At 61.1% G+C, this 25947-nt stretch carries 18 protein-coding genes and 1 tRNA gene; 5 read left to right on the forward strand and 14 right to left on the reverse strand.

Annotated elements, in window-relative coordinates; genetic code table 11:
- Positions 1 to 70: 70 nt before the first annotated feature.
- Both BXU06_RS10805 and BXU06_RS10810 read left to right on the forward strand, forming a co-directional pair.
- Complete coding sequence (locus BXU06_RS10805) at positions 71 to 748, forward strand: heavy metal response regulator transcription factor (RefSeq protein WP_077299428.1); 678 nt, start codon at positions 71 to 73, stop codon at positions 746 to 748.
- A complete protein-coding gene (locus BXU06_RS10810; protein WP_171982195.1) occupies positions 738 to 2138 on the forward strand; it encodes a heavy metal sensor histidine kinase in 1401 nt (466 codons plus the stop codon). Before BXU06_RS10805 ends, BXU06_RS10810 begins: the two co-directional genes overlap by 11 nt.
- Here the strand turns inward: BXU06_RS10810 and BXU06_RS10815 are convergent.
- Together BXU06_RS10815 and BXU06_RS10820 are read right to left on the reverse strand one after the other, a co-directional pair.
- On the reverse strand, positions 2117 to 4204 hold the full coding sequence (locus tag BXU06_RS10815) for a methyl-accepting chemotaxis protein (RefSeq protein WP_150125177.1): 2088 nt from the start codon (positions 4202 to 4204) through the stop codon (positions 2117 to 2119). The genes BXU06_RS10810 and BXU06_RS10815 overlap by 22 nt on opposite strands.
- Before the next feature lie 221 nt (positions 4205 to 4425).
- The gene (locus BXU06_RS10820) at positions 4426 to 7746 is read right to left on the reverse strand and encodes an EAL domain-containing protein (RefSeq protein WP_253189448.1); all 3321 of its coding nucleotides are present in this window, start codon (positions 7744 to 7746) and stop codon (positions 4426 to 4428) included.
- 335 nt (positions 7747 to 8081) lie between these two features.
- Between BXU06_RS10820 and BXU06_RS10825 the strand changes: the two genes are divergently transcribed.
- Complete coding sequence (locus tag BXU06_RS10825) at positions 8082 to 9326, forward strand: RNA-guided endonuclease TnpB family protein (protein ID WP_077299434.1); 1245 nt, start codon at positions 8082 to 8084, stop codon at positions 9324 to 9326.
- Between the two features lie 120 nt (positions 9327 to 9446).
- Here the strand turns inward: BXU06_RS10825 and BXU06_RS10830 are convergent, their stop codons facing one another.
- The 9 genes from BXU06_RS10830 to BXU06_RS10870 form a co-directional block, all read right to left on the reverse strand.
- The gene (locus tag BXU06_RS10830) at positions 9447 to 11261 is read right to left on the reverse strand and encodes a methyl-accepting chemotaxis protein (protein ID WP_171982196.1); all 1815 of its coding nucleotides are present in this window, start codon (positions 11259 to 11261) and stop codon (positions 9447 to 9449) included.
- 452 nt (positions 11262 to 11713) lie between these two features.
- A complete protein-coding gene (gene rdrB / locus BXU06_RS10835; protein ID WP_216352461.1) occupies positions 11714 to 14464 on the reverse strand; it encodes an antiviral RADAR system adenosine deaminase RdrB in 2751 nt (916 codons plus the stop codon).
- Between the two features lie 3 nt (positions 14465 to 14467).
- The gene (locus BXU06_RS10840; RefSeq protein WP_077299438.1) at positions 14468 to 17182 is read right to left on the reverse strand and encodes a P-loop NTPase fold protein; all 2715 of its coding nucleotides are present in this window, start codon (positions 17180 to 17182) and stop codon (positions 14468 to 14470) included.
- 156 nt (positions 17183 to 17338) lie between these two features.
- Entirely contained in the window at positions 17339 to 18340 is a 1002-nt protein-coding gene (rfaD, locus tag BXU06_RS10845; protein WP_077299440.1) for an ADP-glyceromanno-heptose 6-epimerase, read from the reverse strand.
- 29 nt (positions 18341 to 18369) lie between these two features.
- On the reverse strand, positions 18370 to 19332 hold the full coding sequence (gene rfaE1 / locus BXU06_RS10850; RefSeq protein WP_077299442.1) for a D-glycero-beta-D-manno-heptose-7-phosphate kinase: 963 nt from the start codon (positions 19330 to 19332) through the stop codon (positions 18370 to 18372).
- 9 nt (positions 19333 to 19341) lie between these two features.
- Positions 19342 to 20664, reverse strand: a complete 1323-nt coding sequence (locus BXU06_RS10855) for a UDP-glucose/GDP-mannose dehydrogenase family protein (RefSeq protein WP_077299444.1) — start codon at positions 20662 to 20664, stop codon at positions 19342 to 19344.
- Positions 20661 to 21401 (reverse strand): orotidine-5'-phosphate decarboxylase, encoded by a 741-nt coding sequence (pyrF, locus tag BXU06_RS10860; protein ID WP_077299445.1) that lies wholly within the window; start codon positions 21399 to 21401, stop codon positions 20661 to 20663. The genes BXU06_RS10855 and pyrF overlap by 4 nt, the downstream gene beginning before the upstream one ends.
- A gap of 186 nt (positions 21402 to 21587) precedes the next feature.
- A complete protein-coding gene (gene lapB, locus BXU06_RS10865; protein WP_077299447.1) occupies positions 21588 to 22757 on the reverse strand; it encodes a lipopolysaccharide assembly protein LapB in 1170 nt (389 codons plus the stop codon).
- A gap of 41 nt (positions 22758 to 22798) precedes the next feature.
- The gene (locus BXU06_RS10870) at positions 22799 to 23089 is read right to left on the reverse strand and encodes a lipopolysaccharide assembly LapA domain-containing protein (RefSeq protein ID WP_077299449.1); all 291 of its coding nucleotides are present in this window, start codon (positions 23087 to 23089) and stop codon (positions 22799 to 22801) included.
- 199 nt (positions 23090 to 23288) lie between these two features.
- On the opposite strand from BXU06_RS10870, the gene BXU06_RS10875 reads away from it, so the two are divergent.
- Complete coding sequence (locus tag BXU06_RS10875) at positions 23289 to 24287, forward strand: Rpn family recombination-promoting nuclease/putative transposase (protein ID WP_077299451.1); 999 nt, start codon at positions 23289 to 23291, stop codon at positions 24285 to 24287.
- Positions 24288 to 24426: 139 nt separating this feature from the next.
- Positions 24427 to 24511 (forward strand) — tRNA-Leu (locus BXU06_RS10880).
- A 67-nt stretch (positions 24512 to 24578) separates the two neighbouring features.
- Here the strand turns inward: BXU06_RS10880 and BXU06_RS10885 are convergent.
- The 3 genes from BXU06_RS10885 to rpmB form a co-directional block, all read right to left on the reverse strand.
- Entirely contained in the window at positions 24579 to 25151 is a 573-nt protein-coding gene (locus BXU06_RS10885; RefSeq protein WP_077299453.1) for a TMEM165/GDT1 family protein, read from the reverse strand.
- Between the two features lie 339 nt (positions 25152 to 25490).
- Entirely contained in the window at positions 25491 to 25646 is a 156-nt protein-coding gene (gene rpmG, locus BXU06_RS10890) for a 50S ribosomal protein L33 (protein ID WP_077299455.1), read from the reverse strand.
- Between the two features lie 38 nt (positions 25647 to 25684).
- The gene (gene rpmB, locus BXU06_RS10895) at positions 25685 to 25918 is read right to left on the reverse strand and encodes a 50S ribosomal protein L28 (protein ID WP_077299457.1); all 234 of its coding nucleotides are present in this window, start codon (positions 25916 to 25918) and stop codon (positions 25685 to 25687) included.
- Between the last annotated feature and the right edge of the window lie 29 nt (positions 25919 to 25947).

A 25947-nucleotide genomic window follows, 5' to 3' on the forward strand; every position in this document is an offset into this window, starting at 1 on the left:
GACATTTTTGTCATCTGCATCCGGGCCGCTGCGAGGCAAGGTATAACAATGAAGATCAAAAGGATTGGATATGCGGATATTGATTGTAGAAGACGAGGTTCGCGCAGCAGCGTACTTGCAAAAGGGTTTGCTTGAAGCCGGCTTTAATGTTGAGGTCGCACACGATGGTGCAGAAGGCGAGCATCTGGCGCTGACTCAGGACTTTGCCTTGCTGATTCTGGATGTGATGCTACCTGGGCGCAGTGGCTGGGATATTCTGGCCAGCGTGCGCCGGGCCAGCCAGACGCCGGTATTGTTTTTGACTGCGTGCGACCGCGTGGAAGACCGCGTGCGCGGGCTGGAAGCCGGTGCCGATGATTATCTGATCAAGCCATTTGCCTTTTCCGAACTGCTGGCGCGGGTGCGCACCCTGTTGCGCCGTCGCCCGCAGGCCGAGCCGGATGTATTGCGCGTGGCTGATCTGGCGCTGGATCTGGCCCGGCACAAGGCCTGGCGCGGCAGTGTGCGGGTGACGCTGACCGCCAAGGAAATGGCCTTGCTGGCCTTGTTCATGCGCCGGCGCGGCGAGGTGTTGTCGCGCACGCTGATTGCCGAGCAGGTGTGGGACATGCATTTTGACAGCGACACCAATGTGGTGGATGTGGCGGTGCGCCGGCTGCGCGCCAAGATTGACGAGCCGTTTGAGCTCAAGCTGATTCACACCCTGCGCGGTGTCGGCTATGTGCTGGAGGCTGGGCGTGAGGGCTGACTGGCGGCGCGCCTGGCGTGGGCTCACCCCACGTGTGGTGCTGGGCTTTGCCGCGCTGACGGCGGCGTTGATGCTGGCGTGCGGGGTGTATTTGTATCAGGCGCTGCAACTGGAGCTGGGCGCGCGCGACCGCGACGAGCAGCGCGGCAAAATTGTGTTGTTTCGCCAGGCGCTGGCTGGTGTGTCGGACGTGGACATGCTGCGGCGCAATCCGGACTGGCTGACGCATTTCATGGTGGGGCATGACGGCCTGGCATTGCGCGTGCTGGATGCGCGCGGGCAGGCGCTGGTAGACAGCCCCGCAGCCCTGCCGCGCGGCATCTGGCTCACACTGGGCAAAGCGCCGGGCCTGGTACGCGGCCAGGATGCGCACGGCCATCCCTGGCAAGGGCTGGCGGCGCGTGCTGCGCTGGCCAATGGCGAGCCGGTGCAGCTGGAAATCTGGCGCGATGGCCACGATCAGGCGGCGCTGCTGGCGCAATACCGCAACCATTTGTGGTGGGCTGGTGCGCTGGCCACGCTGGTGGCGGCGGCGCTGGGCGCTACCCTGGTACGCCACAGCCTGCGCCCGCTGGCGGCACTCACCGCCGCCGCCATGGCCATCCGTCCGGACACACTGAACCAGCGGCTGGACGCCAGCCTGGCCCCGGCTGAGCTGCTGGGGCTGGTGGGAGCTTTCAACGATGCGCTGGCGCGGCTGGACGGCGCATTTGCCCGCTTGTCCCACTATGCGGCGGATCTGGCGCATGAAATGCGCACGCCCTTGGGTATTTTGCTGGGGCAAACCCAGGTGGCGCTGTCGCGCGAGCGCAGCCTGGCGGAATATCAGCAAGTGCTGGCGGACAATGCCGAAGAGCTGGAGCGACTGACGCGCACGGTGAATGATTTGCTGTTTTTGGCCAAAACCGAACACAGCCAAGCCGCCTTGCCGTGCGAATCACTGGATGTGCGCCAGGAGGTGGACGAGGTGTGCGAGTTTTTTGCCCTGCTGGCGGAAGAGCGCGACATTCAGCTTCACGTCGCCGGCCAGCTGCATCTGCCGGTGGCGCGCGCCGCCTTGCGCCGGCTGCTGAACAATCTGCTCAGCAACGCCATCCGCTACAGCCCGCCGGGCAGTGTGGTGCGGGTAGAACTGGACGCCGGTTTGCCTGGCGTGGCGGTGAATAATTTACCCGCCAGCCCTCTGCCCGAGCCGCTGGGCGTGCTGTTTGAGCGCTTTTACAGCCAGGGCGGCGGCGATGGCCACGGCCTGGGCTTGCCGATTGCCCGCGCCATCGCCCGCCAGCACGGCGGCGAGCTGCGCGCCCACCTGGGCGACGACGGTCGGCTGACGCTGGCGGCGCAGCTGGCCCCCAGCGCCAGCCTGGCTCAGGCGCGCCGGTGTAGCTGAAACGCCCGATTCAGGGTTTGCAGTTGCCGGGCGGTGCCCAACAAATCCTGGGCGGCGCGGGTGGCGCTGTGCGCCAGTTCGGTGTTGTGCTCCACCAATTGGGTGACTTGCTGCATATTGTTGGCCACTTCGGCACTGGCGGCACCTTGCTGGGCAGCGGCAGCCGAAATGTGCGCGGCCATGCCGGCCACTTCTTCGCTGGCGCGCTCAATGGCGTCCAGCCCGGCCACACTGGCATCCAGCGCGCTGACGCTGTGCTCCACCGCCTGGGCGGCACCGGCCATGCTGCTGACCGCGCAGGCAGTGGTGGCGCGCACCTCGTTGACGGTGGCGTTGATGTCCACGGTGGCCGCTGTGGTGCGTTCGGCCAGCTTGCGCACTTCGTCGGCCACCACGGCAAAGCCCCGACCGGTTTCGCCGGCACGGGCCGCCTCAATGGCGGCGTTCAGCGCCAAGAGATTGGTCTGGTCGGCGATTTCGGCAATGGTGCGCGTCATGTCGCCAATCTGGCTGATGGATTGATTCAGCCGCTCAATGGTGTGGTTGGCATCTTCGACAGTCTGCACCACCGCCTGGGTGGCGCGCATGCTGGCGTGGATATCGGCATTGCTGGCCTGTACCTGCTGGCGCGAGGCGTCGGCGGCGTCGGCGGTTTGCCGGGCGCTGTCGGCCACTTCCTGCACCGACTGGCTGAACTCCTCAGTGGCGGCGGCCACGCTGGCCGCGCGGGTTTGCTGCGTGTCGGATTGCGCGCTGACCTGGGCCATGTGCTCGGCCAGCTCGGTACCGCGCGCGTCGATGGCTTGTGAGGCGCGTTGGATATTGTCCAGCATGGCTTTCAGCGTCACCTGCATGCTGGCCAGATTGCACAGCAGCATGCCGGCTTCGTCACGACCACCGACATCAATCTGCGCAGTGAGGTCGCCTTCGCTGATACGCTCAAAGTGGGCAATGGCGTGCTGAATCGGTCGCACCACAGCGCGGCGCAGCAGCAGGCCGCCCACGCCCGCAATCAGCAATGCCAGCACCGACAGGCTGAGGCCCAGCCAGCGAAAGCGGTCAAACTCGGCACTACGCTCGACGTGGCTGCGCTCGGCGCTGTCGGCCAGCGCCTGGAGAAGTGCTTCGCCGTCGCGGCGCATATCGTTGTAGAGTGGGTTGATGCGGGTCAGCAGGGTGATGTTGGCGGCGTGATATTGGCCGTTTTTCAGTTGTTCACGCGCCACACTTAGCCCTTCGCGAGAAAAGCGCTCGCGCGTCTGGCCAAATTGCGCCAGCAGCGTCTGCTGCTCGGCGCTTAACGGCAGCTGGCGCAGCTGCGCCAGCAGAGCGTTGATTTCTTCGCGGTTTTTCAGCGTGGCCTGCACATGCATGTCCAGCGGATGGTCGTGCAGGCTGACCACTGGGCTGCTTGGGTCGTGTTGCAGGCTGAGCATGATTTGCGAGCGGTTGTCGGCCAGTAGGAACATCACCCGGTTAATCACATTGGAAGGTTGCAAGTGATGCTGATACATGGCTTGCAGCGCTTCGTCGCCATGGTTGAGGGTTTGCACGCCAAAAAACCCCAAGAGCGCGCACAATACGCCCAGTGTGACCATGGCCGCCCACAGTCGTGCGCCCAGCGACACGCTGCGCCGACCGCTGGCCGGCAGCACGCCTTGCACGCCCACGGCGCGGTAGCGCGCTTCGGCCTCGGCGCGCACGCGCGGATCCGGCGGCGTGCGCACTGACATATAACCCACGATCTGACCGTTTTTTTTCAGGGGGGTGACCAGCGCTTCCACCCAATAAAAATCGCCGTTTTTACAGCGATTTTTCACCAGCCCCCGCCAGGGCAGCCCCGCCTGCACCGTGCGCCACAAATCCTTGAAAGCCGCCATCGGCATATCCGGGTGACGCACGATATTGTGGCTTTTACCCAATAATTCTTCGCGGGTGAAGCCGGAAATCTGCACAAAAGCATCGTTGCAGTCGGTGATCTGGCCTTTGAGGTCGGTTTTGGACACCAGATAGACATTGGGCGGAAACGCCACTTCGTTTTGGGTGACGGGCTGGTTATTTTTCAATGGGTGGACTCCTGGTGGCATGGCCGCAACATGGTGCGCATATGCCGCCAGAAACGCCGATCTGAGCACTGGGTGAAATGCACGCTGACAGCCTGCCGCAGATGGGCGCTTTTGGCTGAGAGACAGCCTGCGGAAACTTCATGACTCAGTATATTTAATCGACATGAGGTGAATCAAGCGTTTTATCGTACTTTTACCTACCGCTTGCGCCCCTCTGACGCTCAGCCCTCGCGCAGGCTGGTCGGTGCGGTTGTCTTGCCCGATGCTGGCGGCGCGCGCAGGCTATCCACGATAAAGTCGCGCAGATTGTCTGCCGACAATGGCTTGGCAAAGAAATACCCCTGCAGCAGCTTGCAGCCGCAAGCGCGCAAGAAGCGGCACTGATCGCTGGTTTCCACCCCTTCGGCCACCACATTCAACCCCAGCTTGCGGCCCATGGCCACCACGGTTTCGGCAATGGCCGAACTGTCGCTGTCGTCGGGTACGCCAATCACGAACGAGCGGTCGATCTTCAGGCTGTCCAGCGGAAAGCGCTTGAGGTAGGACAGCGACGAATAGCCGGTGCCAAAGTCGTCGATGGCAATCTGCACGCCCAGCGCCTTGAGTTCGCGCAGAATATCCACCGATTCCGCCGGGTTTTGCATCAGCATGCCTTCGGTGACTTCCAGCTCCAGCCGGCCTGGTGCCAGGCCGGTGTTTTCCAGCACTTCCACCACGGTGGCGGTGAGCGTGCCGCGCAGGAACTGGCGCGGCGACAGATTGACCGCCACACGCGGCACATGCACCCCCTGCTCGTCCCACGCCTTGATCTGGGCGCACGCGGTGCGCAGCACCCAGTCGCCAATCTGGCGGATCATGCCGTTTTCTTCGGTGATGGGGATAAAGCGCGCCGGCGACACCATGCCCAGGTCGGGGTGGCGCCAGCGGATCAGCGCTTCCACGGCTTCCACCTGGTGGGTGAACGGGTTGATCTGCGGCTGATAGTGCAGCTCGAATTCCTGGCGCTCCAGCGCCAGGCGCAGGCCGTTTTCCATCAGCAGGCGCTCGAATGCTTCGTCGTTCATGTCGCCAGCAAAGAAGGTGCAGGTGTTCTTGCCCGCGTCTTTCGAGCGGTACATGGCCATGTCGGCATTGCGCAGCAGGCTGGCGGCGTCGTCGCCGTCGGACGGGAAGATCGACACGCCAATCGAGGCGGTGACAAACAGCTCGTGGTCTTCCAGATGCAGCGGCTTGGACAGCTCGGCCAGCAGGCGGTGGGTGATTTCTTCCAGATGCGCGCGCGAGGCCACCTGCTCGAACAGCACGGTGAATTCATCGCCGCCCAGCCGCGCCAGCAGGCCTTCTTCGCCCAGCGAGCACGACAGGCGCGCGGCCAGCAGGCGCAGCAGGTCGTCGCCGGCGTGGTGGCCAAACGAGTCGTTGATCAGCTTGAAGCGATCCAGGTCGATGAACAGCACCGCCAGCTCGCTCTGATTGCCGCGCGCCTCGGCCACTGCCTGTTCCAGGCGCTGAATAAAGTGGGTGCGGTTGGGCAGGGCAGTCAGTGGATCGTGGTTGGCCAGAAACTGCAGGCGGTCTTCGGCTTCCTTGCGCACGGTGATGTCGGAGAATACCGCCACATAGTGGGTGAGCTTGCTGTGGTTGCTTTGATCGCGCACCGCCGACAGCGACAGCCATACCGGAAACCATTCGCCATTCTTGCGCCGGTCGAGAAACTCTCCTTGCCAGTGGCCGTCGGCATCCAGCGCTGCCAGCATGCGCGCATTGTGGTTTTGTCCGGTCTGGTCGATGCGGAACATGCGCGAGCGCTTGCCCACGGCTTCGGTCTCGCTGTAGCCGGTGATGCGGGTAAACGCCTGGTTGACGGCAATGATGCAGGTATTGGCATCGGTAATCAGAATGCCTTCGCTGGTGTTTTCAAACACGGTGGCCGACAGGCGCTGCTTGGCGTCGGCAATTCGCCGCTCGCTGATATCCATCGCCACGCCAATGATGGCCGGACGCCCCCGGTATTCAAACAGCCGGCTGTACACCTCCACCTCAAGCACATGGCCATCGCGGTGACGCACCGGCAGGGTGTACTGCATGTTTTCAATCTGGTTCTGGTAGCGCTGCTGGATTTGCCCGCGCACCCGCTCGCTGTCTTCCTGCGCCAGCAAATCGGCCATCGAACAACCAATCAGCTCTTCCTGCTGATAACCCAGCGTGCTGGCTACCTTGGGGTTCACATACACCAGCTTTTCGTCCTGCTGAATGTAAATCCCCACCAGGGATTGCTCCACCAGCACCTGATAGCGGCCTTCCACTTCGCGCTGGCGCTGCTCTTCTTCGCGCTGGGTGGTGACATCCACGGCAATGCCGCCCAGCCCGGTCAGCTGCTGATGGTCGTCCAGCAGCGGAAAGGCCATATTGAGCAGCACATGACTGACGCCAGCGCGCACCAGCACTTCTTCGCTTTGCTGCGACTGGCGGGACTGCATCACCTGCTGGTCGATGGCACTCAGCCGGGCCAGGGTCGTGGCATCGTCCATCCACTGCGCCAGCCGGGTGCCCACCATGGCGGCGGGGGTAGCCCCCATCAGCGCGGCGTAGCTGTGGCTGACATGCAGGTAGCGGCCTTCGGTATCCTTGATGAAAATCATCGAACTGCTGTTGGCCATCAGCGCGGCAAACTGGTGATGGGCCAGATTCAGCGCCGCCACATTGCTGCGGTGGGCGTCTATCAGCGAGGCGATGGCCAGCGCGGCCAGCTGTACCAGGCCCATCACGCAGGCCACGTAAGCCAGCATGACGGCGGTAGGCTCTGGCCATAGCGGATGCGCGATCACCGAGGTCAGCGTCAGCAGCGCCGCCAGCATGCCGGTGAAGGTAACGCCAACCGGACCGGTGCGCAGCGCCGCCCAGCCCACCAGCGGCACCCAGGCAAACTGGCAGGGAAAAAAGCAGCGCGACAGCAGCAGCGAATCCCACAGCAGTCCGCGCCAGAGCAGGCTGCCGGCCAGCAACATGGCCAGCAGCTCCCATGGCCGCTGCAGCGCGGCCCTGGACAATAAGGTCAGCACCAGCGGCACGCCCAGCGCCAGCGACCAGCCATGCACGGCCAGTTGTTGCAGCAGAAAAATATCCGGTTCGCAAAAGTCCGGGCACAGATACCACAGCCCGGCAGTCAGCGCGAGCGCGCCGCTCAGGGCCGACAGGGCAAAGCCCAGCACCACGCGCATGCGCGCCAGCCAGGCACCGCTGTCCAGCAGATAGGCCAGGTGGCGCGAGGTGCTGATGCTGACCAATGCGGCCAGCGCGCTGGCCAGCGATTGCACCACCGCCTCGGCGGCAAAGCCGCCCAGCACCGTATTGAGCACACACAGACCGGCCACCGCCCACAGGCAACGGGCACCGCGTCCGGCCACCAGGCCCACCAGCAAGCCAACCGGCATGGCCAGCAGCACGCGCACCAGGTCCGGATCGCCAATCCAGGCAGGCAGGCGAGCCCCTGCCAGATACAAGCCGGCAACTCCAAAAGCAATCCAGCCGTGGCGCGTCACGATGTCTCCAACCTCTCTGTTGCTCCCCGGACGCCCACCCGACCCAAAGCAGACGGTTGACGCATGGCATTGTCGCGGAGTGGTGTTATGTACGGCGATGTGATGATTTTTTGGGCAGATATGCCCCTTGTCTGGCATGCAGGCACGCTCAAGACAGGCCTGCATCATACCGAATCACACTATTTGCTGGATAGCGCCACTGTGGTCGTAGAGAATTTTATTTCATTCGTTTGACCCGGTGCGCGGCAAGCCCCGCCGTTCAGGGCGAGGAAGGACGGCAAGGACGGCGTAGCCGTCCTTGCCGTCGATGGAGGTGGGCTGTATAAAATACCAGTATGCAACGCCTTCAAGCCTACAAATACGAACTGATGCCGACCGGCGAACAGCAGCGCGACATGCGCCGCTTCGCCGGGTCGTGCCGTTTCGTGTTCAACAAGGCATTGGCCTTGCAAAAGGAGCGCTACGAGCAAGGCGAGAAGAAGCTCGGCTACGCAGGGCTATGCAAGCTGCTCACCGAGTGGCGCAATGGATCTGAAACGTCGTGGCTGGCCGATGCGCCAACGCATCCGCTGCAGCAGACGCTCAAGGACCTGGAACGCGCTTACACCAACTTCTTCGCCAGGCGGGCCGACTTCCCGCGTTTCAAGAAGAAGGGCCAGTCCGACAGCTTCCGTTATCCAGACCCGAAACAGATCAAGCTCGACCAGGCCAATGCCCGAATCTTCCTGCCCAAGCTCGGCTGGCTGCGCTACCGCAACAGCCGGGAAGTATTGGGCGCGGTGAAGAACATCACCGTGAGCCAGTCTTGCGGCAAATGGTTCGTGAGCATCCAGACCGAACGCGAGATTGAGCAGCCCATCCCGCAGGGTGGCGCAGTCGGCATCGACATGGGCATTGCACGGTTCGCCACGCTCTCGGACGGCACGTTCCATGCCCCGCTCAACAGCTTCAAGCGACACGAGACGGCCTTGCGCCGCGCGCAGCAGGCCATGAGCCGCAAGACCAAATTCAGCCACAACTGGAAGAAGGCGAAAGCCCGCGTTCAGAAGATTTATTGCCGCATCGGCAATGCCCGCCGGGACTACCTGCACAAGTGCTCCACCACGATCAGCCAAAACCACGCGATCGTGTGTCTTGAGGACTTGCAGGTGCGGAATATGTCCAGGTCGGCGGCAGGCACACCCGAAACACCGGGCAAGAACGTTCGGGCCAAGTCCGGGCTGAACAAGGCCATTCTGGATCAGGGATGGGCCGAGTTCCGCCGCCAACTGGACTACAAGCTGGCGTGGAACGGCGGGCATCTCATCGCCGTGCCGGCGCAGAACACCAGCCGCACCTGTCCGTGCTGCGGCTATGTGTCGGCGGATAATCGCCAGACGCAAGCCCGGTTCGAATGTGTGGCGTGTGGTTTCGAGGAAAACGCCGATCTGGTCGGCGCGATCAACGTGCTAAGGGCGGGACACGCCCGGTTAGCCTGTGAAGTGAGCGGTGCAGTCATGCCGCCAGCAGCAGGAACCCGCCGAAGCGACTCATGCCGGCTCGATGCCGGGATGAGCGCCGTAGGAATCCCCCGACTTTAGGTGGGGGAGGATGTCAAATTACCCCTGCCCAACAAGAATCACGAGCAGGGCAAGGCATCCAGAAAGCAGCGGCGCAGGGCAGGCGCGCAGGCACACTGGCCCAGCGCCGGTCCCTATTGGCTACGCCACCTTGAAAAACGCCATCAGGCCTTGCAGCTCTTCGGCCTGCGCGCCCATTTGCTCGGCGGTGGCGGCCAGTTCTTCCGATGCCGAAGCGTTTTGCTGGGTGGCCTGATTCAGCTGGCCCATCGCCTGATTGATCTGGTTGATGCCCTGAAACTGCTCTGCCGATGCAGCGGCAATTTCGCCCACCAGCGCCGAGGTGCGGCCAATGGCCGGCACAATCCGCCCCAGCAGCTGCCCGGCCTGTTCTGCCTGGCGCACCGTGCTGTTGGCCACAATGCCAATTTCGCCGGCGGCCACCTGGCTGCGTTCAGCCAGCTTGCGCACTTCGGCGGCGACCACGGCAAAGCCCTTGCCGTGGTCGCCAGCACGGGCGGCCTCGATGGCGGCGTTCAGTGCCAGCAGATTGGTCTGGTAGGCAATGTCGTCGATGATGCCAATCTTGTCGGCAATCTGGTGCATGGCAGTGACGCTTTCCGCCATGGCCTGGCCGCCTTTGCTGGCCTCGCTGGCGGCCGTGGTGGCCATCTCGTTGGTGGCCTGGGCGTTCTGGCTATTGCTGGCAATCGACTCCGCTGCCTGGGTGAGCGTGGACGTCACCTGTTCTGCCGCCGCTGCCTGCTGGCTGGACGACTGCGACAGGGTTTGCGCGGTGGCCGACACCTCGGTGGACGCCGATGACAGGCTGTCAGCCGCGCCGCGCACCTGGCCAATGATGTCGGCCAGCCGCTCGACCATATGCGCCATCGACTTGAGCAGCCGGCCAATTTCATCATCACGGTCCACATGAATGCGCACCGCCAGATTGCCCTCCGCCAGCGCATCTGCCGCCGCCACCGCCTGCTGCACCGGTGCCAGCACCACCCGGCGCAGCACCAGGGTCAGCAACACCAGCAGCGCCGCCGTCATCACCAGCCCACCCAGCAACACCGGCAGCGCCGCCTGACGGCCCGCCGCCGCCACTTCCTGCGGACGGTAGGCCACCGCTACCTTAAAGCCCCAGGCTGGAAATGGTCGCTCGACCAGCGCCCATTCGTCGCTGCCCCTGGCCACCGCCTCCAGCGCGCTGCGAATGGTGCTGGCGCTGGCGTCAGACGATTGCAAGAACGGCTGCCCCTTGGCATCCAGCAGCACCACAAAGCCGGAGCCAAACGAGCGGGATTTGCCAATCAGCTCCTTCAGCCCGGCCAGATCGGCCTTGAAGCCCACATACCACGCCCCCACCCGATTGCCGCTGGCGTCCACAATCGGCTCGTAGCCAGTCAGGTGCGGCGCGCCCAGAATATCCACCTGCCCATAAAACGGCTCGCCGCGCTCCAGCGCCTGATACGCCTTGCCTTGCGGATCAAGCTCGGTGCCTACCGCCCGCTGGGTGTCGCTGCCGCGCACATTGGTGGCAATGCGGATATAGCGCTTGCCCTCACGGGCAAACAGCGTGGCGCTGCCGCCGGCAATGGCCGATACGTTATCCACCAGCGCGGTATCCAGCGCCATCGACCGGCTGCCAAAGTGCAGATTATTGGGCCGGCTAGCGCCCACCACCACCGCTTCTGCCGCCCCCGGCGGGCCTGACTGCCGGCTTTTTTCCTGAAACAGCTTCATCGCGCTGTGGGTTTGCTGCCCCATCAAGCTGTCGCTCATTTGCAGCAGCTGCACAATGCCTTCTACCGTGGCCTCAGACTTGGCCCGCACCTCCGCCTCCAGACGGCGAGACTCATTCACCGACAACCCAACCGCGCCCATCAGCAAAGCCACCACCAGCGGCGCAAACCCAAACAAGGCAAAACGGGCCTGTAATCCCAGATTTTTCATTCCCACATCCTTTTGGCCAAAAAACGCCGTTTCCCGGTTGAAATCAAAAACGGGCAAAAATAGCGTCATTCAAGCAATACATACGCCAGTGAATGTAAGGATAATAGCGCGAGCGCTGCGGGGAGGCCAGTTTTGTGCGGAGGGGGTTGGTGCAGCCAAAATATTCTATAAGAATGGTAACTTTATTATCATATATAAAATAACAAACTGTCACACACTGCGCTGAAGCGCATTACAAATGTAGGCAGAAAACGCCAAAGGACGCGCTGATTGATTCAGACAAACCGTGTTCACCAAAAGAAAAGCCCAGCAAAATCAACACCCTGGATTCCCGCCTTCGCGGGAATGACGATTTTTTCAGCGTTTCCCAAATGAACAAGCGCTATGGTCGCTGGAAAAAGTCGGTGAACAACGGCGGCAACCACGCCTCCCACCCACGCAACAGGAGAGGTTTAGCGCCGGGTGAACACCGGCTGGTGATTGCGCAGAAACTGATCCACCCCCAGCTCGCGCAGCCGCTCCAGCCAGGTTTCCGCCACGGTGCGGGAAATGCCCAGATCAATCGCCGCCTCGCGCAACAGCGCATACTCGGTACGCAGCGTGGTGGGCATGATGCCAGGATCATCAGTATTCACCAGCACCCGCATCGGCCCCCGACGCAGACCATGGCGATTATATTCCGCGCCAGCACGCAATACGGATTCATCCGGCGGAGCCCAGCGGAAAATCGGGTGCTCGTGATAACCCTGCAAACGGGCGATATACACATTGGAAGTGGGATTGGCCTCGATCAACAGCCCCTGACGGTCGTATTGGTCCATCAAATAGTCTTGCAGCGCGTGCATGAATTCCAGCTCGGCGGGGCTATCGTGGTCTTGCAGCGGGCCTTGCTCGGGGTCGTCATGGTGCAGGGCGGCGGCAGACAGCGGCTCGCCGGCGCGGACGCGAACTTTTTTCAGCGGCACCCGTTCGCTATCGGGCAAGGCCAGCCAGGCTTCGCGCTTCAGATACAAGGTGGCGGGCAGTAAGGCGGCGTTCGGCTGGCTGTGGCCAGACTGATCAGGCAAGGCGCAAGCTTGGCTTGCTTTGTGCAGCAGCCGCCAATCCGGCGTGGCCAGCGCCAATATGCTATCGCTGACCGCCCCTTCCAGCTCAATCAAACCTGCCGCCAGGCATAGCTGTTCGTAGCAATTGCGTCGCAAGCGCCAGGCGCGCCACAGGGTGTCGGGCTCGACAACCATGCCAGCATCGCTGGCTGACGCCCCCTCTCTGGCATGCAGCAAGGGCGTGGTATCGCCATTCAGCCATGGCAAGTGGCGCACAAAGCGGGCCACCCGCCGCGACAGCCCCGGCAACACCTGCGCCGCCAAGGACAGGCGGCTGCTGAGCTCGCAAGCGTAATGCCATAGCCACACCAGATTATCCAGATGCTCGTCTACCGGCAGCAGCATATCGCCCTGCCGCTCGGCCCACTGCGCCGGTGCAATGCCCAAGGCCAGCGCATGGCCCAGCCGGTCGCCATCGCGCATTGCGCAAAACTGCACGGTTTCATCAATATGGCGCATGCCAGAGGCCGGGTGGGCGTAGTCCTCGCCGGCATGCACGCTCAGGTGAAAGCCCAGGGTGGGCAAGGCGTCTGCCGGCAAAGGGCGCAAGCCGCGCCGCAGCCAGCGCAGCATGGGCGCAAATACTTCGATTTTCCAGAGGTTTTCATCGCCGGCCACATCCAGCCCGCGCACCCAGCGCGAGGGCTGGAAGGTCCATAGAGGGTTGAGGAAACCATCGAGAAACTCAGGGCGGCTCCAGCCAGTGGCGTCATGCAAACGCCCATCCAGTTCGCTGGCCTCTTTCCATAAGGCCTGGCGCTTGTCCTGGCGAGACTGCCGGCCAATGCGGGCAAAATGCAGGCAAAAATGCCAGCGCTCCAGATTGCGCACATATTGTTCCTGCGCCAGCAAACTCTCGGCACACAAGGGAGAAAACACCGACTTGCCCTGCGGCGGCTGTTGCGCCAGCCATTGATTGGCCGCCTGGGTCAAGGTGGTGCAATACGCCGCCTCGAAAGCGCCGGGCGAGCATTTGATCTCGGCATAATCCTGCTCCCCCGCCAGCAACAGGCGGAAATTATGCACGGTGTCGCGCCCCAGGTTTTTGCTGGCTTTTCGCCATGAATCACCAAAATACTCGACAAACCACGTCAGCCCCTGGCCATCCATGATCAATTTCCGGCGCAGGCGCATCAACTCAATCAACAGCCATAACACCGCCATGCGCAATTCCGGCAGCGCGCTGCGCTGGCGATACAATACGCACAGCCAGCACAGCAACCACAGCCAGGCCAGGCTCCATTCCTCACTGACCAGCCGCTGCGCCAGGCCCTGCCGCAGCAGGGCCAATGGGTCTTGCGCCTTAGCCCCCAGCTGCGCCAGCGTCGGCCAATCGGGCATTTCAGCCGGCTGGAGATGGGTGTAGGCATCATCGGCCAGGGTATGCGCAAGCTGCCGCAGCCACCCCGCTTGCACATCCAGTTCTTCCACATCGCGCGTGCCGCTTACTTCCCCCAGCCATAGCGCCAACACCCCGCGCACCTGGCGCAGCGCCGGGGCATCGCGATCCGGCCAGCGCGCCGCCTGGCCCAGAATATGGTCGGTCAGCACCAGCCCATCCAGCGTCATCCCACCCAGATGCACATGGCCCTCCGCCACCGGCTTGTGCGCCAAGGGCGGCGGCGCAAAAAACGGCCACTGATGATCCAGCACCCGCTCAATATCCTGCTGTTGCGGCGTTGCATGCTGCTCGGCCAGCACCCAACCCGCCAAATGCCAGGCCACCAGCAAGGTAGGGTCCAGCTCGCAAGCCAATTGCGCATACGCCTGCACCTGAGATTCGCGGTAATGAATGTAATCGCCATTGCTCAGCAGCAGTTGCTGGAACAACTCATCCAGCACCGGGATATCTGGGGTGTGCAACATCTGCTCGCCCCACAGCTGGGCAGCCATTTCTGCGCAGTCGTTTTGACGAAAGCGGTGGGGGTGGGCGTCATTGATGGCGTCGGCGAGCAGTTGTTGACACGTCGCAGGCGCAGGCAGCGGCGATTGCTGGCAATTTGCCAAGCCCGTCAGCTGCGCGCGCAAGCGGCCAGAGAGCTCGACAGACGTCCACACTGCGCCTAAGGCCAGGGTATGCAAGGAGCGGTGGAGCATGGTTTACTCGGCGGGTTTGTCGAGAGGTTCGGGCGGACGTCCATAGACTGCCTCAATTGCTTCCCGAAATCGCGGAGCCAGCTCTGATTTCTTATTATATTTAGTAACAAACTCATGAAAAAGCTGATTGGCATGCTCGAAATCGGAAAAACTTACCCGAAGGGCGTGAGCAATATGAATTACCTCAATTTTCCCTTTAAATCTTAAAAACTCATCAGCCACAAGCACATGCTTTCTCATCCATTCTCTTGAGGAAAGCCCATCCCGCAAAATAGCCTCTTCAAGTATTGGCGGTGGTTCTTTTGTCACAGATATATAAATATTATTGCCACCACCAGTAATATTAATATTTTTATCTTTGGCCAGGTTATCCCCGCCATCACCCCAGCCATCGTCCTCTATCTCGTCCTCTATCTCGGCCATAGCTCGGAAAGAGCTTAGTGCCAGCTCACAGAGTGGATGTAGGGAAAGCAGACAAGTTACTGATGGCTTGCGATTTTTTTCGTTAGCCATTAATAAACCAAGAATATTTTGCTGGTACATATCGGTTCTTTTATAATCGATTTCCTTACTAATAGACCTCCAGCGGAGCTGACCGGTAGAAACCGCATCAGAGCGGCCAAATAGGCTGCCAGTCTCCAGATAGGCAAAAGCAGACCAAACATTGAAAAATGCCATACCGAAAGAACGGAATACGCCACCTGGATCAATGGAGGGCGGATTCCCTCCACGAAAATCTAACTGCCGAGGAAAATTCAGCGAGAAACATCTTTGCATAGCATTAAAAACCAGCCATGGCGACAATCTCAAGCCAGAACCCAGTACAAGCTTTCGCCATTGGTTAATATCATGAACGAGCTGATTTCTTGCCTCACTCTGCTGTTCAGACCAAGCAGCTCCATTAGCTTCTTGATTGACCTCAGACGGAGAATTATCTTCCTCACCATCATCTTCATAATAACCACTTGATCCAGCATAACTAGTGGTCGAATAAAAAGGTGATTTTTGTAGCAGACGAGAGATATCTCTCTCACTCACATCACGAAGCAATCCAAGCACTACCAGCTCAAACACTCGCCCCATATACCTTTGCCAAGCCATGTTTCCGCTCGTGTAATACTCACGATGTAACACCATGTCACAGCATAGGCTTTGCATCGGATCCACCGAAGCAAGATGACGAATAGCCTTCATGCTGCTCCCAGAGATAGGTGCGCCTACTTGTGGCCGAGGAAAAAACAACCCAGTATACTGCGGCAAGAATCGCAATTTAGATTTAGGCAAGTACCGTTCCAACTCTGCCTGCCATTCATTTTTAACATCGACCTTGAATCCTTGGATTTTTCCATGTTGGGCAGGCATAAACAATGGGCTATTCAATGGCGAGTCTGCATGCGCAAAATCATCAGACAGCCAGAAAAAAAATGTCTCCGCCAATAGAAAACTTGCACATGAACTGCCCTCATGACCAAAATATGACCTCAGCTCACCCAGCCATTTAGCTGCCAAATCTTTTACCGCATCGTCTTTGCGTAGAAAAATCTTTTCTGTCATCGCTTGCGAGAGCACCTCCCAAGAACCAGACCAAGACCGGCTATCTGCAAACTCATGCATTTGCTGCTGCAAACCAGAGAATAATAATTTTGTTCTTCGCACAAGCTGTGCCAATGCTCTGGTGGTGGAAATTGGCACATCGACAAAGCCTTGCTCCAGCCCATTAACTGGCCCGTTCAGCAATGCATTCAGCCAGGCATAAAATACCGGCGTTGAGACAATAGGCTCAATCTTACCTTGATTCACGTAGGCAAAGTAAATATTTTTGTTTTTAAGATAGTCTTTTACCTCAGGCATTTTTTGTCGATACTGCACCGGCAAGACCTTACGTTCATACTCCCACGCCAGCTCTTTTGCCGTTTCTACACTGGCAGCACTTTCTTCTTTTGACTTTTCCAACAGCCGCCCAAGAAAATTACGCCAAATCACCTCGTGATATAAAGACAAATCCCCACTGATAATCGGCATCACATAAGGGCTAGTCAGGTAACGGCGCACCACTTCCAAATTTTCAAACGCCTTGTCCAGGCCGGTGTCTACATCATCAATCGTCAGGATCAGCAGCTTTTTATCCAGCAGCTTAAGCACTTCAGCAAAAAAATCATGCACCTCCTGAATCAATTGCTGATTGCCGACAAAGGCGCGCAGCTTATCCATGCCCTTTTGGGTGTGTTCGCGCTGGTTTTGCATATGCTCCAGCGCCGCCCCCAATTTTTGCAGCTGTTTGGCCAGAGCTTGCCGCCCCAATGGATTGCGTTGCTGTGCTTCTTCGACTTTCCTGTCACTGAGCACAGCGGCCAAGATGACGTTCAAGAAAAGATCGTCATGGTCTTCCAGCAAGGTAGGATCAACTGGTGCGCAAATATGCACTTGCTCGAACGTCTCGGCGTTGCAGCTTTCCAAATAACGGCCAAGGTTGATCAGCACCGTGCTTTTGCCGGTGCCGCGCGCCCCATCAATCAGCACGGTATTGTGGTAGCGGTGATGCATCGGGTCGGCGCTATTGCGTGCTTGCTTGGCTAAGTCCAATGCATCGCCAACGAAGGTGGCGATGTTGCGGTAGACATCACGCGCCAACAGGGTATTGGCCATGATCTGGCCGGCGCTTTCTGGTTGATCAATCAGAAAGTAGATTTTGTCGTCGCTGGAGGCAGAATTTTGCATTGTGGACACACTCATGACATAAGGTCTAATTTGTCATAATTGTAAAGTGTATTGCCTGTCATGTGCGGCTTGATGGCAAGAAAAAAGCGACGATGTCCACATCGTCGCTTTTTTCTTTTAAATCAATGCAATACAAACAAACTTATCCACCAAGCCTCACTTCCCATACCCCGCCAACCACCCCTGCGCATACCGCGCCACGCCCTCTTCCACGCTCAGCATCGGCTGTTCATACCCTGCCGCGCGCAGGGCGCTGATGTTGGCTTCGGTGAAGCTCTGGTATTTGCCTTTCAGCGCTTCGGGGAAGTCGATGTATTCCAGCACGCCTTGCGCCACCAGTTGGTCCAGGCTCAGCGCCGGCTGGCCCTGATGCTGGCGGCAGGCGTTGACGGCGGCAACGGCAACGTCGTTAAACGGTTGGGCGCGGCCACTGCCCAGGTTGAAGATGCCGGAGCTTTCCGGGTGGTCCAGAAAGTGCAGGTTGACCTTCACCACGTCTTCCACCGAAACAAAGTCGCGCATCTGGCCGCCGTTGGGGTAGCCGTCGTAGCCTTCAAACAGCTTCACCTTGCCGGTTTGCAGGTATTGGTTGAAGTGATGAAACGCCACCGAGGCCATGCGGCCTTTGTGTTGTTCGCGCGGGCCGTAGACGTTGAAGTAGCGAAAACCCACCACCTGGGCGCGGCGCAGGTCAAAGCGGCGGCGCACCACTTGGTCGAACAGAAATTTCGAGTAGCCATAGACGTTCAGCGGGGCTTCGTACTCGCGTGATTCGCTGAACACCCGGCCAGCGCCGTAGACGGCGGCGCTGGAGGCGTACAGCAGCGGCACGCCGTGGTCCTGACACCAGTCAAACAGGTCCAGCGTGTACTGATAGTTGTTGGCCATCATGTATTTGCCGTTGTGCTCCATGGTGTCGGAGCAGGCGCCCTGGTGCAGGATGGCGCGCAGTTTGCCGGTGTAGTCGCCGGCTTTCAGGCGGGCGAGAAAATCGTCTTTGTCCAGGTAGTCGGCGATGTCGCAGTCCACCAGGTTGCGGTATTTCGGGCCGTCGGTGAGGTCATCGACGGCAATGATATCGGTGTCGCCGCGCAGGTTGAGCGCCTTGACCAGGTTGGAACCAATAAAGCCGGCAGCGCCGGTGACGACGAGGGTCATAAGGGTAAGCTCCAGAGTTTCGGGCGGCGTCAGGCCGCAAACAGTTCCTGTTGGTCCACCACGGCGGTGCCCAGCTTGGCCACCACAATGCCGGCGGCGGCGTTGGCCAGGTGCATGGCATGCGGGCGGCTCAGGCCGGCGGCCAGCGCCAGGCCGAGGGTGGCAATCACCGTGTCGCCGGCACCCGACACGTCAAACACTTCGCGCGCCAGGGTGGGCTGGTGTTCGGCACCGTGGGCGTCGAACAGGCTCATGCCTTCTTCGCTGCGGGTGACCAGCAGGGCATCCAGTTGCAGTTGCTGGCGCAACGCTTCGGCGCGGCGGCTCAGGTCGGCTTCGTCACGCCAGCTGCCGGCCACCTGGCGGAATTCGCTCTTGTTCGGGGTGAGCAGGGTGGCGCCGGCGTATTTGCTCCAGTCGTCACCCTTGGGGTCGATCAGCACTGGCTTGCCGGCGGCGCGTGCCAGCTCGACCATGCGGGCCACATGGGTCAGCCCGCCCTTGCCGTAGTCGGACAAAATCACCACGTCGTGTTCGGCCAGCTGGTCACGAAAGTCGTCGAGCTTGTCGGCCAGAATTTCATGGCTGGGTGCGTCTTCAAAGTCGATGCGGATCAGTTGCTGCTGGCGGGCCACCACGCGCAGTTTGATGGTGGTGGCAATGTTTGGGTCACGGCGCAGCTGGGTCACAATGCCGTCGCGTTGCAGCAGGCGCTCGAGTGCGCCGGCGGCTTCGTCGTCGCCCACCACCGACAGCAGGGTGGTGCGCCCGCCCAGCGAGGCGATATTGCGCGCCACATTGGCCGCGCCGCCGGCGCGTTCTTCAATGCGGCTGATTTTGGCCACCGGCACCGGCGCTTCGGGCGAGATGCGGTTGACTTCGCCAAACCAGTAGCGGTCCAGCATCACGTCGCCCACCACCAGCACGCGGGCGGCGGCCAGTCGGGCCGACAGGTCGGCGGGGTTCAGTTGCAGGGATTCAAGCAGGCTCATGCAATACTTTCAGGGGCGGCCAATCGCGTAGTATTCCAGCCCGGCTTCGCGCACGCTGGCCGGGTCGTACATATTGCGGCCATCAAAAATGGCCGGGGTGGTCAGACGGGCTTTCAGGTCAGCAAAGTCCGGGCTACGGAATTCTTTCCATTCGGTGACAATCGCCAGCGCGTCGGCACCGTCCAGTGCATCCTGCATGCTGTCGGCAAAGCGGATGCCGGGACGGCCAGCCAGCACGCGGGCGGCTTCGTGGCGGGCCACCGGGTCGTAGGCGGCCACGGTGGCACCATGCGCCAGCAGCGCGTCAATCAGCGTCAGACTGGGCGCTTCGCGCATGTCGTCGGTGTTGGGCTTGAACGCCAGCCCCCACAGGGCAAAGCAGCGACCAGTCAGGTCGGCACCAAAGCGGGCGATGATCTTGTCGGCCAGCCGGCGCTTTTGCGCGTCGTTGGCGGCTTCCACTGCGCCAATCACCCGCAGCGGCAGGCCATGCTCGTCGGCAGTGCGCGCCAGGGCTTTGACGTCCTTGGGAAAACACGAACCGCCGTAGCCGCAGCCGGGGTAGAGAAAATGGTAGCCAATGCGCGGGTCGGAGCCGATGCCCTGGCGCACTTTCTCGATGTCGGCCCCCAGCGCTTCAGCCAGGTTGGCCAGCTCGTTCATAAACGAGATGCGGGTGGCCAGCATGGCGTTGGCGGCATATTTGGTCAGCTCGGCGGAACGCACGTCCATGACGATCAGTCGCTCGTGGTTGCGCTGGAACGGCAGATACAGCCGGCGCATCAATTCGGCAGCGTGGGGGTCGTCCACCCCCACCACAATGCGGTCGGGGCGCATAAAGTCGTCAATCGCCGCGCCTTCTTTGAGAAATTCCGGGTTGGACACCACGCTGAAAGCAATATCGGCACCGCGTTCGGCCAGGGTGGCAGCCAGGGTGTCGCGCACGCGGTCGGCGGTGCCCACCGGCACGGTGGACTTGTCCACCACCACGGTATAGCCCTCGATCGATTGGCCAATGCCACGGGCAGCGGCCAGTACATATTGCAGATCAGCCGAGCCGTCTTCGTCGGGCGGGGTACCCACGGCGATAAACTGAATCTCGCCAAACCGGGCGGCGTCGGCCACGTCGGTGGTGAAGCGCAGCCGGCCAGCGGCGGCGTTACGGCGAATCATGTCTTCCAGGCCAGGCTCGTAAATCGGCACGCCGCCGCCCTGCAGCAGGGCAATCTTGGCCGGATCCACATCCAGGCACAGCACCTGATTGCCCACTTCGGCCAGACACGCCCCGGTGACCAGGCCCACATAGCCGCTGCCAATCACCGACACTTTCATTGCGCGCCCCTGGCTTGCGCCACTTCGGCGTTAATGCGTTGCAGCACGGCAAACGGCTCGTCGGCACGGGTGATGGGCCGGCCAATCACCAGGTAGTCCGAACCAGCGGCGATGGCAGCGCTGGGCGTCATCACCCGACGCTGGTCGTCGGCAACGGCGTCAGCCAGGCGGATGCCAGGGGTCACCAGCTTGAAATCCGCGCCGCGCTCGCCGCGCAGCAGCGGGGCTTCCTGCGCCGAGCACACCACGCCATCCGCGCCGCTGGATTGCGCCAGCGCCGCCAGCCGCGACACTTGCCCGGCGGGGTCAGACAGGCCGATTTCGGCCAGATCGCTGGCGTCCATGCTGGTCAGCACGGTGACGGCAATCAGCAAAGGCCGCACCGACTGGGTATCCAGCGCCTCGCGCGCGGCCTCGATCATCCGCCGCCCGCCGCTGGCGTGTACGTCCACCATCCACACGCCCAGGTCGGCAGCCACTTTGCAGGCGGAAGCCACGGTATTGGGGATGTCGTGGAATTTCAGATCCAGAAACACTTCAAAGCCGCGCGCCACCAGGGTTTGCACCAAGCGCGGGCCAGTGGCGGTAAACAATTCCTTGCCCACCTTCAGCCGGCAGCTGCCCGGCTCCAGCCGCGACACAAACGCCAGCACCGAAGGCTCGTCGTGAAAATCCAGTGCAACAATCACTGGCGACACCGTCGCCAGCGGCGACGGCACATCAACAAAAGGATTCATGCTCAAAGTCCTGTGTGGCGAGATCACCCACGCCGACAGCGCCTGCTGGCGGCCAACGCAGGCATAGCGTGGCCGACAGGGTTGACAAAGTGATGACAGCATCGCCCCCGGCGCCCACCGGCGCGATGCCCAGGCCTGGGCAAGCCGGGCTTGCTCAGGCAACGAGGTGACGAGCCAGAAAACGCGCTACTGGGTTTCCGTCCGGTTCGGGGTAAAGCTCTCCCACTCGCCACACGCCGGGCAGTGCCAGAAAAATACTTTGGAACGGAAGTTGCAGCGCTTGCAGCGGTAGACATTCAGCCGTTTGCCATGGGATTGCACCAGGGTGCGTCCCAGTTCGGCGTCCACCCGCTGTTCAGGCTCAAACCCGGCCTGCTGCGCCTCAATCAGCCGGCCCAGCCCGGTCAGGCTGGGCCGCGCCCGCACCGTGTCGCGCAAAAACTCCAGCGCCACCGCATCGCCATGCTGGGCGGCAATTTTTGGGTACAGCACATCCAGCAATTCCAGCTGCGGATAGCTGCGCAAATACCCGCGCAACAGTACCAGCCCTTCTGCCGCCCGCCCCTGCCGGTCGTAAGCGTCAAACAAGCGCTCCGCCGCCAGCGACAGATAGTCCGGGTTCTGTGACTCAATGCCCTGCCAGCAGCGAATGGCCTCATCAACCTCACCCTGCGCCAGGTGAATATCCCCGGCTATCAGGCTGGCGCGGCACGAACGGCGGCTGGCGGCCAGCGCGTCGTTGACATGGCTGCGCGCGCTGGCAAAGTCCGACTTGATCAGCGCGCCCTGCGCCAGCTCGCAATGGTACTGGGCCAGTTCGTGCTGAAAGCTGAAGTCCTCGCTTTTCAGCTCGCGCGCCAGCTCGATGGCCCGTGGCCAGTTGCGCTCCTGCTGGTAAATTTCCAGCAGGCATTTGCGTGCTTCGTGCGCCAGTGTGCCGTGGTCCAGCTTGACCAGGATTTCTTCGGCCCGATCAATCAGCCCGGCGCGCAAAAAGTTTTGTGCCAGCTCAAAGCGGGTGGCGTCGCGCTGCAGCGGGGTCAGATCGTCGGCGTAGTGCTGCAGCAGCTGGGTCAGCAGGCGGATGGCCAGGTCGTGCTCGCCGCGCTTGCGGTACAGCCGCGCCAGCGCCACATGCAGCTCGGCGGCGCGCGGCTGGTGGCGCACCACCTCGGCCAGCGCGCTGGCAGCCTGTTCGGTCTTGTCGTCCACCAGCGCCTGCAGGCCGGTGAAGTACGAGGCCGGCACCCGTCGGGCCTGACCCAGCACTTCGCGCATGTCCACCCGCGCGGCCAGCCAGCCCAGGCCAAAAAACACTGGAAACACCAGCAACCACCAAAGTTCAAAATCCTGCACGCTATGTCTTCCTGAGGGTCAGCCGGCCAGCGCAGCGCGCTTCAGTCGGCGATCGAGTCGCTGGGGTCATGGGTCACCTGCCCTTGCTGTTTGGCGCGCAGCTCTTTTTTCAGCGCAGTGAGCTGACGACGCAGCTTGAGCGAATAGGTAAACCCGGCGGTCAGGCCAAACGCCGCCCCCACAGCAAAAAACACCAGCAACAGCAAAATCAGTGGCGCTTGCCAGGCTTCGCCCAGCAACAAATTAAGGCTGACTGGCTGGCTGTTTTGCATTGCCAGCATCAGCAGCAGGATAAACACGGCCAGTTTGAGCCCCCAGACGAGATAGCGCATACCTGTGCTCCGCAGCAAAAACCGACAGTTTGACATCCTCCCCAGCTCTCGCCTAGGGCGAGCCGCGCTTTAAGCGTGCAAAGCGAGGAGATTGCTACTGCGTTCAGGCTGGCACGGCGTGGCAGGACAAGCGCATCAACCCGCTACCACCCTGACGTAGCAGCTTGAGCCCACCCATCCGTCACGCTACACTTAGGCGATGGCACACCTTCACGACAACGGTTATAAATATCTGTTTTCTCACGCCGAACTGGTGCAGGAACTGCTGGAAGCCTTTGCCCCGCCGGGTGTGTCTGCTTTGTTGGACTACACCACACTCCGCCTGGAAAACGGCAACTACGTCACTCCAGCGATGAAGCCGCGCGCGGATGATCTTGTCTGGTCGGTCGAATTGCAGGGACGGCGGATTTACTTGTATTTGCTGCTGGAATTCCAATCCACCCCGGACGACACCATGCCGGCGCGGATGCTGCAATATGTGGCTGCGCTTTACGACCATCTGCTGCGCAGCAAGGCAGTCAATCCCGCCGAAGGGCTGCCCCCGGTATTGCCCATCGTGCTGTACAACGGCGACGCCCGCTGGCGGCAAAGCAGCGAACTCTACGATCTGATTCGCGTCCATCCGCAGGTGCTCAAGCCGTTTCAGCCCCGGCTGAAATTCTGGCTGCTGGACGAAGGGGCATTCCCCGCTGCCGAGCTGGAAGACATGCACCGCGTGGTAGCGGCCATCTTTTGTTTTGAACACACGCCAGACAGCGCAGCGGCCAAACGCGCCATTCGCAACCTGGCTGATGCCGTCGCTCACTCCCCATTCAAGCAACGCATCGACCGGGTGGTGACGCGCTGGATAAAACACCGGCTGCAGAGCAAAATGCCCGGACTGGCCGTGCCCGATGCCGAAGAATTGACGAAAGGGATGGAAATGCTGGAAACCAATATTGACCGCTGGGAAGCCCAGGCGATTGCCAGGGGGATGGAGCAGGGCATGCAACAGGGTATTCAGAAAGGTATGCAGACAGGCATTCAGCAGGGTGAAGCCTTGTTGCTGCAACGGCTGTTGACCCGCCGTTTTGGCGCGCTGTCGGCCACGCAGCTGGCCAATATTGCCGCCGCCACACCTGCCCAGTTGGAAAGCTGGGGCGACCGGGTGCTGGAGGCCGCGTCGCTGGACGAGGTGTTCGACGACACACGGCATTGAGTGTGAGTTTCCTGGATGGCACGCAGGCCGCACACAGCCCAGGCCATGGTGGTTGACGGGCGGTTAAGCCTGGCGTTCATGCAATGGCCCTGCACAGCGTGACGAATCGTAGCGGTTCTGGCATAATTCGCGGTTCGGTGCGCCTATGGCGGAATTGGTAGACGCAAGGGACTTAAAATTCCTCGACTTCGGTCGTGCCGGTTCGACCCCGGCTGGGCGCACCATGCCAGTTATGCAAAAACCCGCCCTGTCAGCACGCTGGCAGGGCGGGTTTTGTTTTATGGCGGCCAATCAGAAGCCCAGCTCGACCCCGCTCAATACCACCACGCCCAGCACGGCAAACAGGGCCGCAGCGGCACCGTGCACCCATTTCACCGGCAAACGCTTGGCGGCGGCTTCGCCCACCAGCACGGCGGGCACATTGGCCAGCATCATGCCCACGGTAGTGCCCATCACCACGCCCAGCAGCGAGTCAAACCGGGCGGCCAGCGCCACGGTGGCAATCTGGGTTTTATCGCCCATTTCAGCCAGGAAAAAGGCAACCACCGTTGCGCCAAACACCCCCAGCTTGTCCTGCAGACGGGTGTCTTCTTCGTCAATTGAGTCGGGAATCAAAATCCACACCGCCATGGCGATAAACGAGCCGCCAAGGATCCAGCGCATCACATTGGGCGATACCAGCGAGGTGATCCAGCTGCCCAGGCTGCCGGCCAGTGCGTGGTTGAGCACGGTGGCCACAAAAATGCCGGCGATGATGGGCAGGGGACGTTTGAAGCGGGCAGCCAGCAACAAGGCCAGCAATTGGGTTTTGTCGCCGATTTCAGCCAGGGCAACAATGCCGGTAGAGAACAGGAAAGCTTCCATTGCGTATGATCCGGGGGCCAGACGGAACCATGACCTGACTCGCCACGGCCCCCAACAAGGCAGCGAGCGCAGATCATGGGTCTTGCCGCACCGCACGCCCCAGCCAGACAGCTTGAGCGGGTGTTTCGCGCCATGCCGGGTTCGGCAAGTGTGTTGACGCGAGCGCCTGTTGGGCAACAGGCCGGCTACTCCCCCAGTGAAGCGGCGATTCTAGCCGCTCGCGCGGCAGAGGGCAAGCCGGACAGCCGTGCCGACAAGCCCCCGCCTGGCCACTCGGCACATAAAAAAAGCCCTCTGCATCAGCAGAGGGCTTTGGCATCCCGAGGGAACCGGGCTGAATTACTTCAGCTTGGTTTCCTTGTAGATGACGTGCTTGCGCACCACCGGATCGAACTTTTTGATTTCCATCTTGCCGGGCATCGTCCGTTTGTTCTTGGTGGTGGTGTAGAAATGACCGGTACCGGCGGTCGATTCCAGTTTGATCTTGTCGCGCATGGTGATTAGCCTTTAGTTCGAGTGACAGGACGATAAAATCAGAATTCGCCGCGTGCGCGCAGATCTGCGAGCACAACGTCGATACCGACCTTGTCAATGGTACGCAGCGCAGCGTTGGACACGCGCAGACGCACCCAGCGGTTTTCGCTTTCGACCCAGAAACGGCGATATTGCAGATTCGGCAAGAAACGACGTTTGGTCTTGTTATTGGCGTGGGAAACATTGTTCCCGGTCATCGGACGCTTGCCGGTGACTTTGCAAACTCGCGCCATTTGAGTTACTCCCAGAAACCAGTAAAAAC

This window comes from Aquaspirillum sp. LM1 (assembly GCF_002002905.1).
Taxonomy (GTDB): domain Bacteria; phylum Pseudomonadota; class Gammaproteobacteria; order Burkholderiales; family Aquaspirillaceae; genus Rivihabitans.